Origin of the sequence: Paenirhodobacter enshiensis, assembly GCF_000740785.1 — a bacterium.
Taxonomy (GTDB): Bacteria; Pseudomonadota; Alphaproteobacteria; order Rhodobacterales; family Rhodobacteraceae; genus Rhodobacter; species Rhodobacter enshiensis.
The window spans coordinates 25,248-40,113 of the sequence record NZ_JFZB01000027.1 but is presented as its reverse complement, the minus strand read 5'-3'; the positions used below and the strand labels follow the sequence as shown (position 1 = coordinate 40,113).

The window sequence follows — 14,866 nt, the reverse complement described above, 5'->3', positions numbered from 1 at the left end:
AACCGCAGCCCGGACATGGCGTTCTGGTCCGGGCCCGAAACGGCGACGTGATCCGCTACGATTCCACCGGGCTGGTGCTGCGCCTGTCGGATCGGGTCATCGCCGATATCGCCATGCGCCTCGGGACCCCCGGGGGCGCCGCCGCCGCCCCCGAGCCGGAGCCGATCGACGAAGAAGAGGTCCTCGCCCGGCTGGAAAAGATCGACGCCTGGAACGTGCGCACCGAGGCCGGGGCGCTGCGCTTCACCGCCCGCCTGCCCGGTCGCCAGGGCCAGCGAGACTTCCGCATGGAGCGCGCCAACGGCACCGTGATCGCCGATGCCCCCGGGCGGGTTCTGGGCATCCTGGCGATCGGCGGACCGCGCGCGGCGCTGGCGACGACGGAACCGGCCGGCTATCCGTATCACATCCTCGCCCCCGGGGACGACATCGGCGCGGTCGGTGTCGCGGGCACCGAGACCGCCCCGGTGACCGACCTGCTCGATCCGCTGCGCGAGATGACCCACGAGGCGCTGATCGCCGAGACTTTCCTCGACTGGCAGATGGCCAAACATGCCCCGCTGCCGCTGTTCGTCATCCGCGCCGAGACCGACAGCTCGGCCGATGCGGCGGCCCTGGCCAGAGGGGCGGCCCTCGACAACCTGCTGATCGCGGCCGGCAACATCAGGCGCGCCGCCTCGCGGCTCGGGAAATCGGCGCGGCTCTATGCGGTGGTGCTCGATTTCGCGCTGGAGGATCTGCGCCACGATGCCCTTGGCTATCGCGATGCCATGCTGGATCTGATGGAGCGCATCGAGACCGGGCTTGCCGCGATCGGCTTCGATGCGCCGGTCTTCGTCGCCCGTTTCGACGCCGGCCGCCCCGGCCAGGCTCCCCCTGCGGTGATCGAAGGCCAGTGGGAACTGATGTGGAACCACGGCACGCACCGGTTCGTCGGATCGGCGCCCGATTACATGTTCGACTTCGACGATTACGACCGTCCGACCGCCACCAGCCGGCGTCGCATGGCCGAGATGAGCGCCGCCGCCATCGCCGCCGAAGCCGCCACCACGCGCCATGACCCGCCGCTTGAACGTGGCTGGCGCTGTCCGATCCTGCATCTGGCCGAGATCGAGCCGGGCGCGGAGCCGGTGCTGCGCGTCACGGCACGCGCGCTCGGGCCGCTGACGCTGGTTCCCGGGTCCGGAACCGGGTTCGCGCGCCCTATCGGCTTTGCGCTGGTGGGCGCGGCCACCGCGCCGCGGATCGTCGCGGCCCGGATCGACCCGAAGGATCCTCAGGCGGTGCTTTTGCACCTCGACCGGCGCCCCGATGCCGGAGAAGAGCTGCGGCTGAGCTACGGCTATGGCCAGCCGGACGCGAACGCGGTCTTTGCGTTGCGCGACGACTGGCAGCTTGACAGCGCCGCGGGCGAGCGGCTGCACCGGTGGGCGATGCCGGCGTGGCTGCCGGTGCGCGCCGGGGGGACGCAGGTCCCGGAAACGGCGTCCTCTGAAGACCGGGCGGGCGACGCCGGCTCCGAAACCGGAGGTGAAGAGGCATGATCGCGCTTGACGAGGCCCTGCCGCCCGGGGCGCTGCTGGACGGGGCCGAGAGCGACCTTGCGACCGCGATCTCCCGTGCCGGGGCACTGTGGTTGCACGGCACCCCCGAGGCGTTCAGCCATGACGGCACGGTGGTGAGCCAATGGCGCAGCCACGACGGACGCTATACCGCGGTGCCCACCCAGCCGAACGACGGCAACGGCCGCACCGTCGACTGGGTCGCGGGCCGGCGCTGCGCGCTCGAATGTCGCCCGGGGCTGCATTGCGGTCTGGTCGTCCCCACGCTGCCCGCAGCCGCAGACGGCCGCCATGCCGTAATCTCGGCCGCGGTGGTGGTGCGCTTCACCCCGCAAGAGCCCGCCCGCACCCTGCTGTCGATCAATTCCGACGGCGCGGCGCGCTCGGGCACCTATCTGTTTCTCTCGGACGATGGCGACAGCTTCACGCTGAAGGACACCGGCGGGGCGGTCGCGCTCAGCGTGCCGGCGGCGCCGCGCCCGGACGGGCCGCAACTGCTGACGCTGACCCTCGATGGCGACACGGTGCTGTTTCGGCAAGGCGACGGCCCGGTGGCCGCGGCCACCGGCACGCCGCCCGACCTTGGCCACAGCCCGGCGCTGTTCATCGGCGCGCGCAGCCAGCGCGGCGGACTGGCCAAGACACTTGGCCAGTCCGCGATCGGCGACGTGTTCCTGTGGCCGGGTCTGCGGCTGCTGCGCCCGATGCAGCCCGCCGACACCGCGATGGATCTGGCGCTGCGCCGTTACATGCTGTGGGACTGCTGAGCCATGAGCTTCACCCCAGAGACGATCCGCGACGGCCATATCTGCATGATCTGGGTCGACGACATGATCGACGTCTACACCTGGCGCGAGACCTTCGGCATCCGCATCCAGACGCCGAACCTCGACCGGTTCATGGCGCGCGCGACCCGTTTCACCAATGCCTATGCCACGGTACCGCTGTGCGCGCCGTGCCGCGCCGAACTGGCGACCGGGCTGTCGCCGTTCCGCAGCGGCCTCGTCGATCTCAACCGGTTCTGGAGCGACCTTCTCCCCCCGGAAAAGGCCTGGCCCTACGATCTGCGGCGCGCCGGCTTTCACACCTTCACCACCGGCAAGGTCGACGCGAATTACCGCCCGATGCCCGACCCCTACCGCCGGATGCTGTTTCACGAAAACCCCGCCGCCATCACCCGCCCCTATCGCGGCGGGGTGCACGACTACCTGGACCGCGGCCCCGGCATCCGCGGCATCAACTATCCCCACGACCGGGGCGAGCAGGACGACTGCTTCTATGATTACTGGGTGGCCGAGAACGCGATCCGCTTCCTCGACCGGGTGCCCACCGACAGGCGCAACCTGATCCAGCTCGGCTTCAAGCACCCGCATTACAACCTCGACTGCCCGGACCGGTTCTACCAGATGTATGATCCGGCCGCGATCCGCTGGCCCACGATCGCCTCGCCCGAGGATTACTTCGGCCCACAGCCCGGTTTCGCCGTCTACGAGGCCGCCTATATCGCCAATGGCCGCTGGACCCCGGAGAAATCCGGCGACGAGGCCTGGCGGCAGGTGGTGCGCGCCTATTTCGCTGCGATCAGCCATGTCGACCACGAGATCGGCCGGTTCCTGAGGGCGCTCGAAGCCTCGCCGATCGCGGAAACGACGACGGTGATCTTCCTGTCCGACAACGGCTTCAACCTCGGCAATCACGACAGTTTCCACAAGATGAGCCAGTGGGACAGCGCCGCGCATGTGCCGCTGGCGATCTGGCACGCGGGGATGGAACCGGCCGAGGTGGCGATGCCGGTCTCGCTGCACAATGTGCCCAAGACGGTGATGCAGCTTGCCGGACTGCCGCCGAGGCCCGACTGGACCTCGGGGCAAAGCCTGCTGCCGCTGATCGACCCGGCCTTCGGCCGCTATGACGACAGCCTGTCGCCGGTCACCTCGGTGTTCGGCACGCTCTCTGTGCGCCCCTCGGCCGAGGGCTACCGCAACCTGCGCTATTTCCGCTATCCGAACGGCGAGGAACATGTCTACGACATCGAGGCCGACCCGGGCGAGACCACCAATCTGATCGCCACCGCCCCGATCGGCCGGCTGCGCGACGAGCTGATCGAGGGCAGCCTGCGGCTCGGTCTTGATCTGCGCGGCCACGAGAACCCGGCCGACGGGGTCAACGCGATGATGGCGGTCGACGGCAGCGTGATCCTGGCCGGCGGGCGGGGCGACAACGATTACTGGGCCTATGGCGCCGATGCCGAGAAGATCCGCGAAGAGCGTGATGGCGGCACCGACACGCTGTGGTTCATGGCCGGCCCCGACGATTACGTTCTGCACTGCCCCCCCTATGTCGAGCGCATCCGCATCGCCACCGTGGTCGCGCGCAAGGAAGCCGGCGGCCCCGAGAGCAAGCGCATCCGCATCGTCGCCCATCCCGACAGCCCGATCCATTTCGAGACCTCGGAGCGGGTCGAGGTCGAGGTGACGGGATCGGATGGCGATGACATCATGCTGGGGCCGAAATACGGCGGGGCCAATTTCGACGGCGGGGCCGGCAACGACCGGCTGATCGCCCTCGCCGCCCTGCCCTCGAGCCGGCATCATTTCCGCGGCGGGGCCGGCAACGATTACCTGTCGGGGGGGCCGGGCAACGACACCCTCGACGGCGGCACCGGCGATGACGAGATCCACGGCCGGCGCGGCCACAACCTGATTTTCGGCGGCCACGGCAATGACCGGATCTTTGACGGCGACGGGGCGTCGCGCATCCATACCGGACCGGGGCGCAACACCGTCGTTCTGGGCAGTGGCGACGACGAGGTTTTCGTCGGCACCGGGGTCAACGAGATCGCGCCGGGCAGCGGGGACGTGCGGTTTCATATCGCCTATGGCGGCGTGACCCGGATCGACGCCTGGCAGAGCGGCCAGGAATACGATCTGTCGGACTGGCCCGCCGCGCCGGACATCGGGCGCGACGATACGGGGAGGGTGCGGCTGAGCCTCGGGCTTTCGGTCGTCGAGATCACCGGCGTGCCCCTGCGCGCCGACATCGGCGCGCAGCTGGTCTTGCCGGGACAATCGCCCGACACCCCGGCCCGAAAGACCTGACGGACCACTCTGCCCGTTCCCCGGGGATCCTCCGGAGAAGACTTTCGGGAAAACAAGGCCCCGCGGGCCCGTCCGCGGGTTGCCTTGTGTCGCGCAGTTTGACAGGTTTTCCCCGGGCAGCTTCGCCCGATTGTTGACAAGGTAATGGTTTGGACAGGTCCAAGGCCCCACTCGCCGCGCTGACCATGGTGCATGAGGAAGATTTCTTCCTCGAACGCTGGATCGCCTACTGGCGGCGCTTTGTGCCCGATGAACATATCTACGTGCTCAATCACGGCGGCAATGCCGAGGTGGCGCGGATCGCCGCGGGCTGCAACGTCATCCGCCTGCCCTATGACCGGATGAAGAAATCGGTCAACCAGCGCCGCTGGCAGGTGCTGTCGCAGCACGCCTCGGCGCTGACGCAGTTCTACAACTGGGTCGCGTGCAACGATGTCGACGAGTTCATCGTGCTCGATCCCGCGGTCTCGACCGATCTCGTGGGCTATCTGGCCGAAATCTCGGAGCGCCACCCGGTGCCGCCCGCGATCACCACCTTCGCGATCGAGATGGTTCACGTGCCGGATCTGGAACCCGAGCCCCTCCTGTCCGGCCAGCCGATCGTCGGACGCCGGCGCTGTTACCGGCTGAATTCGAACTATGCCAAGCCCTGCCTGATCTCGGCCCCGACCGAATTCAAGGCGGGCGGTCACGGCGCCAATCACGCGCAGATCTGCCTCGATCCGAACCTCTACAATTTCCATCTGCGCTTCATCGACCACGACTATTGCATGGCACGCTTCGCCCGCAGTCTGGAACGCCGCCTCGACGGCAAGTCCGAGGAAGAGAAGGCGCAGATGCGTTCGGGGGGCTGGGGGTGGAACTCGGTCGAGAAGACCTTCCGCTGGCTCAGCTCGCTGCGCCCCGAGGCCGAGACCATCGAACACCCCGAGTTCCGCCGCCAGATGACCGAACATCCGATCCTGCGCCCGCCGTTCACCCTGATGGGCGGGGGACGGCCCGGAAAGCTGTTCCGCCTGCCGCCGCGTTTCGACGGGATCCTGTGACATGACAACGACCGAAAGTGCCGCGATGACCCCCTCGCTGACCCTGTTCTTCATCGTCGAGCCGCCAACCTATCAATACATGGCCTGCTATCTGGCCGCCTCGATCCGCAACCACATGCCGGCCGGGGTGAAGCTGATCGGCTATTGTCCCGAACATCGGCTGGCCGAGGTCCATCCCACGGTGATCGAGACGCTGCGCCGGTTGCGCTGCGAGCTGCGCCCGATGCGCACCGAGGGCATGTTCGACACCCCCTATCCGCATGGCAACAAGCTGGTGGCCTGCCTCGACAAGCGCGACACCGACTATTCCGGGTTCATGGATTCGGACATGCTGTTCATCGCCGATGACCGGATCGAGAGCTTCGTCGCCGAGGATGCGCTCAGCGCCGCGCCGGCCGCCTCGCTGCGGTGGGCGGGCGACGAGCTGTGGCCGAAGCTCTATGGCGCGGTCGGCCTCGAGGTGCCGCAAACCCGCATCCGGCTGATGCGCGACAAGCGCAAGCCCGTGCCGCCCTATTTCAACTCCGGCCTCGTGGTGTTTCCGGAACGCTGGCGCGACGACGCCGGGCGCAGCTTCGCCGAGGTCTGGTATGACACCGCGCGCCGGATCGACGCGATCCCCGATCTCGACAACAAGCGCCCCTATCTCGACCAGATGAGCCTGCCGGTGGCGATGGCGCGCGCCGGGCTGCGCTGGAACGAGCTGACGCCGGAACATCACTTCATTCTGGGCGGGTCGATCCGTGGCAAGCCACTGCCCGAGGACCGCACGATCCATCTGGTGCATTACCGCAAATGGGACGTGCTGAAGGAAATCGGCCTCGCGCCGCAGGGCTATGACGAGCTGCGCCGCCAGGTCGGAACCGGGCGGGTCGGACGGATCTTCAGCCAGCCGCTGCCCGAGGGGATAGCACCCGTGACGACGACGCCCCCCGCCCAGGTTACCGCCCCGGGTGCAGTGCCGGCCCCGGCCACCGTGCCGCCCGAAGAGGGATCCGGGCATCTGCCCGACCCGTCGAAAGCCGGTCTTGCCGTGGTCACCATGGTCAAGGGCGACCATGCCTTTCTAGAGCGCTGGCTGCGCTATTACGGGGCGGTCGCCGGGCGCGAGAACCTGTATATCCTGCGTCACGGGGCCGACCCGGACATCGACCGGATGGCCGCGGGGGCGAATATCGTCAACATTCCCGACACCGGCGACCAGAGCGGTTTTGACCGCAGACGCTGGCAGGCACTGTCGGATTTCACCGGCGGTCTGACGCTGTATTACAATTGGGTTCTGTGCGGCGATGTCGACGAGATCGTCGCCCCGGATCCGGCGACGGGGCAGACGCTGATGCACTATCTCGACGCGCTCTCGGCCGGGGGGCGGCCACCGCGGGTGATCTCGCCCTTCGCGATCGAGATCGTGCACACGCCCCACAGTGAACCCGGCGCGCTCGATCCGGCGCGTCCGGTTCTGGCACAGCGGCGCAATTTCCGGGTGAACACCAATTATTCCAAACCCTGCCTGACCCGGCAGCGGATCCGGTTCTCGATCGGCGGGCATGGCTCGGACGTGGCCGAGGTGACGCTCGATCCGCAGCTGTTCCTGTTTCACCTGCGCTACATGGACGATACGCTGTCGCGTGCGCGGCTGAACGCGCGGCGCGACTGGATCGAGGCCAAGGACGGTCCACGCCCCGAAGGCCAGACCGGCGGCAGCACCTGGTGGCAGGGCACCGCCGGCTTCGAGGCGCTGAGCCAGATGACCCCGGTGGCCGAACAGGCCGAATTCCCCGAGATCGTCATGCGGATGCGCGAGGGGCGCACCCGTGCCGACAGCGGCAACTGGTTCTTCACGAGCTATCGCTCGAAAGAGCTTTACCGCTTGCCAGAGCGGTTCTCGACGCTGTTCTGAGGCCCCCTGCCCGGGCCAGGGAACGGCACAAACGACACGCGAATGCAGAAGGTCAGACGCACGATGAAAATCTACGGACATTGCCGGTTTTCCTATCTCGGCCAAACCGACACCGGGCGGGCCGTGCGCTCGGAGGAAGACGCCCAGGCTCTGCTGTGGAACCCGGAGCGGATGGCCGTCAGGTTTCACCTTCTGGAAAACCTGATGCTGCCGTCGCTGCGCGCCCAGACCGATCAGGATTTCCAGATGATTCTGCTGACCTCGGAGCGGATGCCCGACATCTATCAGGAACGGCTGGATGCGGCGGTGGCGGGGTCTCCGAACCTGCGGGTATTCCGGACCGACAAGACCGACGTTCGCGTTGCCTTGCGGCCGATCATGCTGGAAGCGAACGACGACTGCACGAAGCCGGCGGTGCACTTTCGCCTCGATGACGATGATGCGTTGTGTGCGACATATATCGAAAAGCTGCGGGCCTGTTCGTCGGGGTTGCGTCCGACAACGATGATCACCTTTCCCAAAGGCGTCATGGGATACACGGACGATCCCGTCGCCCGGCACCGCGAATTCGACAAGCATGCGATCGCCATCGGGCTGGCCCTGGTCTATGAGCCGACCAGGCTGCGCACCCCGTTCCAGATCCAGCATCTGGCTTATGCGAGAGAGCATCCGGTCTATTGCGACCCGACCTTTCCGGCCTATCACTACACCCGCCATTCGACGAACAATACGAACGGATACGACAAGCGCATTCACACCAGCGGCGGAACCGTCGAGATCGTGGCCCGAAAATCCGCAGAGATCCACCCGGAATTCCGCGAAGGCGCCGTAAGCACAGAGACCGCCGAGCGCTACATTGCGGAGGCTTTTCCCTACACCACCGGGGACGCGCTGCGTAAAATTATCGCCGATACTCTGCAGCCCGAAAGTCTGCCAGGATATGGTCAGGACTGATCTCCCGGTTGTTTCCGGCACCCACAGTTATGGGCGCCGTCTCCATATCAGCGACGGTCTTTGATCCAAATCTGAAGCCGTGCGGCCAGCTTCTTGTCGACCCCCGCGCCGGAAATCACGATGACCCCGGTTTCCGGATCATACCGGACATCTGGGAGATCTGCGGACAGATCTGTGGGGCAGGGCGGGGCGGGCGGCTCTGAGGCCGCAGGGGTGGGAGCGGAGCCGCAGACGCGGGCGATGAGCTGGGCCTCGGCCGCGGCATCGGCGGCGGGATTGTTCTGCAGGGCCTCGCGCAGGGCAGGCGCATGGCCCGCCTCGATCGCCTGCACCAGCGCCAGACCGGCTTTCTCGCTGATCGCGGCCGGGAAGCGCAACACGTCGTCGAGCGTCTCGACCAGCGTCATGAAGCTCTTGATCTTCGACCGTTTCGCGCGCGAAACATTTCCGAACAGCCCGTTCAGCGCCGTCTTCGTATCCGGGTAGACGCCGGACTCGAGCGCCTTCACCACGATTCTGGCCCGTTCATAAAAGCTGATCCCGGCGCGGATCTCGTTTTCCTCGACCATGGCGAGATAGGCCTCGGCGGCGGTCTCGGGACGGCGGACGAGCGCGAGAACCTGGCTCTCGCCGATCTGGCCAAGCGCCATCAACCGCCGCCAGCCCGAAATCAGCCCGTAACGCGGATGCACCCCGGCCCCGCGATCGACCACCTCGACCGGCATCTGCTGCCCCCGGGCGCGGATCGAGGAGACCAGCGTCTCCATCTCCTCGGCATCGACGCTCTGGCGGTCGCGCACCAGATGGCCCGCATCGATTTCCGCAAGCGGCAGGCGCTCGATCACCCGTCCCTCGGCGCGGGTGCGGGCGATCTCTGCCGCCAGATCGGTCAGCGCCGCCTGTGCCGCCGCCTCGCCCGCGACCTGGGCGATGGGGGCGCGGGTGACCGTTGCGGCGACGCCCATCGGGAACATCGACTTGACCTCTGGGGCAGGCTGGGGGGCCTCGGTCCCGGAATCTGCGGCATCGAGGAAACCGGGGCGGGGCGGGGTCAGACGGCGGCGGGCCATGGGCGGATCTCCTCGGACAGGATGCGGAAGGGCAGGGCGGCAGGGTCGCCCGTCAGGGTAAACGGCAGGTTAACCGAACCGTCCATGTTTCGCGTGCGAAACATCTCAGCCGGCCTCCGCCGCAGCTTCGGCCGCCAGCTCGTCGCGTCGCCAGCTGCCGATCAGCAGCCGCTTGAAGGCGGCATAGGTCTCGTCGAAGGTCTCGCGGCCGCGGGCATAGGTCTCGCGGTTGAAATCGCGGTAATCGGCTTCGTAGATGCCATTGACCTGCTCGCCCGCCTGACCGATCAGCGCGGTGAAATCCTGCCGGTGCGGCGACAGCACGGGCCCCATATAGGCCTGGATCAGCGCCGCCAGCTCGCCTTGCTGATTGGCGTCATAGCGGGTGATGACCGCGCGCACCGCATCCCACTGGAACGACATCTCGGCCCGGCCAAGCGCGCGCGCGGCCATGTTCTCGCCCTCCTCGATCGAGGCGAAGGTCGAATGCAGCATGTCGAAGAACCGCCCCGTCGAGTCGAACTCGAGAAACGACGCCCCGAGCGGCACCAGCAAGATATCCGCCGCCGCCAGCCCGTTGATCGTGAGGTATCCAAGCGCCGGCGGCGTATCGAGGAAGATCACGTCATAGCGGTCGAGCACCCCGTCCGCCGCCAGCGTATCGGTCAGCGCATCCCACAGCTTCCAGCCCCGCCCCTGCATCCGCCACACCGGGATCTGGAACTCCGACCAGTACAGGTTCAGCTGCGCTCCGATCAGGTCGATGTTCGGCCAGTGGGTCTTGCGGATCACATCGTCCGCCTTGACCTTCAGCGCCTCGCTCAGCGTCTCGTCGAGCGGGATCGGCGCCTCGCCGCGGTCGAGCCGGCCGAGGTTCGACTGCCGCAGATGCCCGGCGTAATGACGCGCCAGCAGCGGGAACACCGTCTCCCATTCATCCTTCACCTTGCCGCCGAAGATCGAGGTCATCGAGCCCTGACTGTCGAGGTCGATCACCAGCACCCGATACCCGTCGAGCGCCGCCGACATCGCCAGATGCGCCGCCGTCGAGGTCTTGCCGACCCCGCCCTTGAAATTGGCGACGGCCACCATCTTCGCCGGCAGTCCCTTCGGCCGCCAGGGCAGATACTCCTTCGCCTTGGACCCCTCGGCCGCGAAATGCGCGCGCAGCCGCAGCACCTCATCGAGAGTGAACCACTTCGCCCCCGCCTCGCTTTCCGCGCGGCCCTGCGGCAGGTCGGGGTTCAGCCGCAGCACACGGCGAAAATGCGCCGGCGCCACCGGGATCAGATAGCGGGTGATCTCCCAGGTCGAGAACAGCCGCAGGCTTTTGTGTCCCTCGGCATCCATCCCCCGCGAGGCCAGATCGTCGCGTCCGCGGCTGCAGGCGCTTGCGATGCGTTCGAAGCCGGCGGTGTCCAGCGGCCCATCCAGCTCGCGCAGCGCCTGATCCGGGTCGATGTTGAAATAGGGGGGGAGATCGCTGTCGGCCCGGGCCATTTTTGCCTCATGTATCGCGTTTCCATTAGCATACCCAAAAACGCAGGACATGAAAGTATTTTCGGCACATCGCGAATCGCGTCGGGCGGAATCTCCTGATTTTCATGGCAAATCCGGGTCGGTCCGGGGGCTTCGCGGGGGGGTGTGGATAAATCCCGCCAAGTTATTTTTGAGTTATTTTAAGTGTTACGCAATCTTCGTGTATCGCCGATCCCGTTGGATTTCATGAGAAAAGCGGTCATGGAAAACCCGCAGGTGAATCCGGAACCACGATAGCATGACTCTGAACCCCCGTTTGGGCGATTCCGAACCCCCGATGGAAATGCTGGACCGGCGCCTGTGGCGGGCTTAGGCTCACCGTCAACGAAACCACGATAAAAATCGGGCGGGCAGTGATGGCAGGAACCCTGGCGACAGGGGCGGGGGGGAGTGCAGGCTCGGCCCTCGCCGGACGGGCGAACTTTTTTCTGTGCGATATCTTCGATGCGATTCCGAAGGACGATCTCGCGACGATGGAGCATCCGGTATTTTCGCTGAGCACGCGGCCCGATCTTCGGGTGCTCAGCTACGAGCATCGCGGCACGCAGATCGAGGTGACCCCCTCGGTCAAGGGTCTCGCGACGATCCATGACAAGGACATCCTGATCTTCTGCGTCAGCCAGCTGATGGCGGCGCTCAACGCCGGGCGCGAGGTGACGCGACGGCTGACGCTGCGCGCCCACGATCTGCTTGTCGCGACCAACCGCGAGACCTCGGGCGATGCCTATCGCCGTCTCGTCGAGGCCTTCGAGCGGCTGGCGGGCACGCGCATCCGCACCAACATCACGACAGGCGATGTCGAGGTGACCTCGGGTTTCGGGCTGATCGAGAGCTGGGAGATTGTGCGCAAGACCCGCGGCGGGCGGATGGTCTCGGTGGCGGTGACGCTGTCGGAGTGGCTGTTCCGCGCGGTGCTGTCGAAATCGGTGCTGACGCTGAGCCGCGATTACTTCCGGCTGCGCAAGCCGCTGGAGCGGCGCATCTACGAGCTCGCGCGCAAGCATTGCGGCCGGCAGGAAGGCTGGCGGGTCTCGGTCGAGGTGCTGCTGAAGAAATCCGGATCGAACTCTCCGAAGCGGGTGTTTCGCAAGATGATCCGCGACATGATCGCGGCCGACACGCTGCCCGATTACGTGCTGAGCGAGGAGCCGGGCGACATCGTCCGGGTCAGCCCGCGCGTCCTGCTGGTCGAGGGGCCGGCCCCGGGATCGGTGGCCGCGGGCGGACCCGGCCCGCTCTCGCCCGAGATCCACGACCGGGTGCGCGAGATCCTGCCCGGCATCGACGTCCATGCGCTCGAGGCGGAATGGCGGGCGTTCTGGGAAAGCTCGGGGCGGCCGCGGCTGCGCTCTCCGGGGGCGGCGTTCATCGGTTTCGCGCGGGCGCGCGCGGCGCGCGGCTGAGGCGGGCAGTTGAGGCGGCCAGTTGAGGCGGCCAGCCCCCCCCGCACGCTGCGGTGACGGGGCCGAAACCATGAGTGCCTAGGGTCTGTTCCGGTTCGCTGCAGGAGAGACCCATGTATACACCGCACAAGCGTCAGGCCCCGGGCCTGCTGTCCTCGGCGATCGGCGCGTTGCCGATCGTGCCTTCCGACACCGCCGACCTTTCGGCCGAGATCCGCGCGCTGACCATCGGCACCGCCGCGGGCACCGTCGCTTTCGTGTCCTCGCGCGACGGGGCGAGCTATGTCACCGGCCCGCTGCCGGTCGGCACCTATGCGCTGTTCGCCGCGCGCATCCTTGCGACCGGCACCACGGCCACCGGCCTGACCGGGTGGATCTGATGCTGGGGATCGGGATCCGGCTCGGTGGCGCGGAGCGCCCGTTCAGCCCCCCCGCCGCGCCCGTCATCGCCATCGCCTCGGGGTCCGGATATGCGGGCTCGGTCTACAGCTCGACCGTGGCCGGGCAGTGGACGGCGGACGGGGTGGCGATCGCCGGCGCGACCGGCACCGCCTGGACCATGACCGCGGCCTATGAGGGCAAGGCGATCCGCTGCGGCGCATCGAATGTCATCCGGATGTGGACGCCGGCCGCGCTGACGGCGGGACAGGTCTGCTGGCTCGACCCAAAATGGTCGCAGACGGTTGCGGGGGGCAAGGTTGCGGTGTTGCCAGACCGGTTCGGTCTGTGCGATTTCGTGCAGAGTAATGCGGCGAACCAGCCGGTTTCGGGGATGATCGACGGCTATCCTGCAGCGGTGTTTACCGATGGCTCGGCCGCAGTTTTCATGTCCTCCGTCGTGTCTGTCGCGCCGATGTGGTGGTGCGTCGTCGCGCGCTACGGTACCGGAGCGGAGACAACGTTTGCCCGGGCAACCTGCCTTGTCAGCGGTGCGGCATCGAACCTCGATATCCGCGGTGCAGCAGGTGCCTCTGTCTGGTCCGGCGTGTCTGCCAGTTGTGTCGATGGGGTGCCGGGGGCTGCCGTTCTGCCCATGGCGCGGCGTATTGTTTCGGCCGGTCCGCGCAATGCGACCACGGCTGCGCTGAGCTGGAGGCTCGGCTATCCCAACACCTCGCTGAGCTGGTCCGGGGCGCTGTTCGAGATACTGGCCCTGTCGTCGACACCGGATACTGCGACGCGCCAGAAGATCGAGGGGTGCATGGCCTGGCGCAACGGTCTGGCGGGCGCGCTGCCGACCGATCACCCTTACCGCACCAACGCACCGAGGATCGCATGAGCTACTGGACCGGATCAGAGGCCGCCATCGCGGCCGCCAATGCCGCCGCCTGGGCGGCCTACATCGCCGATTACCCGACGGCCGAGCACGGCGGCGAGACCGTCGCCAACCCGACCACCGCCTGGGCCGAGCCCGCCCCGACCGTCGCCGGGGACTGGGCTATCCCGGCCTATCCGGGGATGACCGCGCCGGAGGGGTGCAGGGAGGTGGCGGCGGTCGAGTGGGCGTCATTCAGTCCGTGAGTTCGATGCCTTGCAGATCTCCGGAGCGCACGAACGTCACGAGCGTGCGATAGTCCAGTGGCTTGTTCACCCATCCGGGCTTTTCCTGCCGCGCCCGGGCGATGAATTCCCTCGGGTCGTCGAAGGGCAGATCCACGAAATGAGCCGGGTCCGCCATCCACCATTCGAGCTCTGACAGGGCGGCAGCGGTGTCCGCATCGAAGCGGGGACGGATCTGTCGCGCCGGAACCCCGCCCACGATCGTGTAGGGGGCGACATCGCGGGTCACCACCGCCCCGGCGGCGACGATGGCACCGTTGCCGATGTGAATCCCACCCTTCAACAAGACATCCTGACCGATCCAGACGTCATGGCCGATCGTCACGCCTTGCGGCGCGCCGCTGTAGCTCAGCGGCGTACGGGCGGGCGGCATTCCGATGCGCTTGCGGCCACGCGGTTTATAGAACCTCGGGCTGGTCGAGACCCAGTCTGCCGGATGACTGTCTCCCATGCCCCGGACATTTTTGGCGATGGAACAATAGCGCCCGATCCGCTTCGCCATGAAGTGTGAGCCCGAATAACTGCCATATCCAAGCGGCATCAGATCAGTTTCCGGATGCTGTCCGCCGAGTTCGAATTGCGTGCGGACATTCGCCAGCGTCGCTCCGTCGGATAATTGCGGCCAGGTGGCGAGCCCCGATTGCACCGCCGCTTTCGCCGATATCACGATCCCATGCATTGAGTGGCTCTCCGGTATCCGATCCAACATGTCGCGATTCATGTTGTATGGAATG

At 67.0% G+C, this 14,866-nt stretch carries 14 protein-coding genes; 10 read left to right on the top strand and 4 right to left on the bottom strand.

The window, feature by feature from the left end; genetic code table 11:
* Positions 1-47: 47 nt before the first annotated feature.
* The 6 genes from CG50_RS12180 (at position 48) to CG50_RS12150 (ending at position 8,560) form a co-directional block, all read left to right on the top strand.
* The gene (locus CG50_RS12180; protein WP_051909968.1) at positions 48-1,544 is read left to right on the top strand and encodes a hypothetical protein; all 1,497 of its coding nucleotides are present in this window, start codon (positions 48-50) and stop codon (positions 1,542-1,544) included.
* Positions 1,541-2,329: a hypothetical protein gene (locus CG50_RS12175; protein ID WP_036638774.1), complete on the top strand. Its 789-nt coding sequence runs from the start codon at positions 1,541-1,543 to the stop codon at positions 2,327-2,329. The genes CG50_RS12180 and CG50_RS12175 overlap by 4 nt, the downstream gene beginning before the upstream one ends.
* A gap of 3 nt (positions 2,330-2,332) precedes the next feature.
* On the top strand, positions 2,333-4,660 hold the full coding sequence (locus tag CG50_RS12170; protein WP_036638771.1) for a sulfatase-like hydrolase/transferase: 2,328 nt from the start codon (positions 2,333-2,335) through the stop codon (positions 4,658-4,660).
* 149 nt (positions 4,661-4,809) lie between these two features.
* Positions 4,810-5,706, top strand: coding sequence for a glycosyltransferase family 2 protein (locus CG50_RS12165; protein ID WP_152559508.1), 897 nt, complete (start codon positions 4,810-4,812; stop codon positions 5,704-5,706).
* Between the two features lies 1 nt (position 5,707).
* On the top strand, positions 5,708-7,606 hold the full coding sequence (locus CG50_RS16865; RefSeq protein ID WP_152559507.1) for a glycosyltransferase family 2 protein: 1,899 nt from the start codon (positions 5,708-5,710) through the stop codon (positions 7,604-7,606).
* A 42-nt stretch (positions 7,607-7,648) separates the two neighbouring features.
* Entirely contained in the window at positions 7,649-8,560 is a 912-nt protein-coding gene (locus tag CG50_RS12150) for a glycosyltransferase (protein WP_036638767.1), read from the top strand.
* A gap of 47 nt (positions 8,561-8,607) precedes the next feature.
* On the opposite strand, the gene CG50_RS12145 is transcribed toward CG50_RS12150, so the two are convergent.
* From CG50_RS12145 to CG50_RS12140, 3 genes are read right to left on the bottom strand one after another with little or no spacing between them, the layout of a single operon-like run.
* Positions 8,608-9,630, bottom strand: a complete 1,023-nt coding sequence (locus CG50_RS12145) for a ParB/RepB/Spo0J family partition protein (protein WP_036638764.1) — start codon at positions 9,628-9,630, stop codon at positions 8,608-8,610.
* Positions 9,612-9,734, bottom strand: coding sequence for a hypothetical protein (locus tag CG50_RS17490; protein ID WP_275452234.1), 123 nt, complete (start codon positions 9,732-9,734; stop codon positions 9,612-9,614). The genes CG50_RS12145 and CG50_RS17490 overlap by 19 nt, the downstream gene beginning before the upstream one ends.
* A gap of 1 nt (position 9,735) precedes the next feature.
* The gene (locus tag CG50_RS12140) at positions 9,736-11,130 is read right to left on the bottom strand and encodes an AAA family ATPase (RefSeq protein WP_036638761.1); all 1,395 of its coding nucleotides are present in this window, start codon (positions 11,128-11,130) and stop codon (positions 9,736-9,738) included.
* 395 nt (positions 11,131-11,525) lie between these two features.
* Here CG50_RS12140 and CG50_RS12135 point away from each other — a divergent pair, with 395 nt between their 5' ends.
* From CG50_RS12135 to CG50_RS12120, 4 genes are all read left to right on the top strand, one after another.
* On the top strand, positions 11,526-12,572 hold the full coding sequence (locus tag CG50_RS12135) for a replication initiator protein A (RefSeq protein ID WP_036638759.1): 1,047 nt from the start codon (positions 11,526-11,528) through the stop codon (positions 12,570-12,572).
* A 113-nt stretch (positions 12,573-12,685) separates the two neighbouring features.
* On the top strand, positions 12,686-12,952 hold the full coding sequence (locus CG50_RS12130; protein WP_036638757.1) for a spike base protein, RCAP_Rcc01079 family: 267 nt from the start codon (positions 12,686-12,688) through the stop codon (positions 12,950-12,952).
* Positions 12,952-13,851: a hypothetical protein gene (locus CG50_RS12125; protein ID WP_152559505.1), complete on the top strand. Its 900-nt coding sequence runs from the start codon at positions 12,952-12,954 to the stop codon at positions 13,849-13,851. The genes CG50_RS12130 and CG50_RS12125 overlap by 1 nt, the downstream gene beginning before the upstream one ends.
* A complete protein-coding gene (locus tag CG50_RS12120; protein WP_036638754.1) occupies positions 13,848-14,093 on the top strand; it encodes a hypothetical protein in 246 nt (81 codons plus the stop codon). The genes CG50_RS12125 and CG50_RS12120 overlap by 4 nt, the downstream gene beginning before the upstream one ends.
* Here the strand turns inward: CG50_RS12120 and CG50_RS12115 are convergent.
* Positions 14,083-14,841, bottom strand: coding sequence for a CatB-related O-acetyltransferase (locus tag CG50_RS12115; protein ID WP_161785405.1), 759 nt, complete (start codon positions 14,839-14,841; stop codon positions 14,083-14,085). The two genes, CG50_RS12120 and CG50_RS12115, sit on opposite strands and share 11 nt — an antisense overlap.
* Positions 14,842-14,866: the final 25 nt, after the last annotated feature.

Bases quoted from the DNA above. Each gene is read 5' to 3' on its own strand.
- CG50_RS12175 (WP_036638774.1), top strand. From the start codon at position 1,541: ATGATCGCGCTTGACGAGGCCCTGCCGCCCGGGGCGCTGCTGGACGGG.
- CG50_RS12170 (WP_036638771.1), top strand. From the start codon at position 2,333: ATGAGCTTCACCCCAGAGACGATCCGCGACGGCCATATCTGCATGATC.
- CG50_RS16865 (WP_152559507.1), top strand. From the start codon at position 5,708: ATGACAACGACCGAAAGTGCCGCGATGACCCCCTCGCTGACCCTGTTC.
- CG50_RS12150 (WP_036638767.1), top strand. From the start codon at position 7,649: ATGCAGAAGGTCAGACGCACGATGAAAATCTACGGACATTGCCGGTTT.
- CG50_RS12145 (WP_036638764.1), bottom strand. From the start codon at position 9,630: ATGGCCCGCCGCCGTCTGACCCCGCCCCGCCCCGGTTTCCTCGATGCC.
- CG50_RS17490 (WP_275452234.1), bottom strand. From the start codon at position 9,734: ATGTTTCGCACGCGAAACATGGACGGTTCGGTTAACCTGCCGTTTACC.
- CG50_RS12140 (WP_036638761.1), bottom strand. From the start codon at position 11,130: ATGGCCCGGGCCGACAGCGATCTCCCCCCCTATTTCAACATCGACCCG.
- CG50_RS12135 (WP_036638759.1), top strand. From the start codon at position 11,526: ATGGCAGGAACCCTGGCGACAGGGGCGGGGGGGAGTGCAGGCTCGGCC.
- CG50_RS12130 (WP_036638757.1), top strand. From the start codon at position 12,686: ATGTATACACCGCACAAGCGTCAGGCCCCGGGCCTGCTGTCCTCGGCG.
- CG50_RS12125 (WP_152559505.1), top strand. From the start codon at position 12,952: ATGCTGGGGATCGGGATCCGGCTCGGTGGCGCGGAGCGCCCGTTCAGC.
- CG50_RS12120 (WP_036638754.1), top strand. From the start codon at position 13,848: ATGAGCTACTGGACCGGATCAGAGGCCGCCATCGCGGCCGCCAATGCC.
- CG50_RS12115 (WP_161785405.1), bottom strand. From the start codon at position 14,841: ATGTTGGATCGGATACCGGAGAGCCACTCAATGCATGGGATCGTGATA.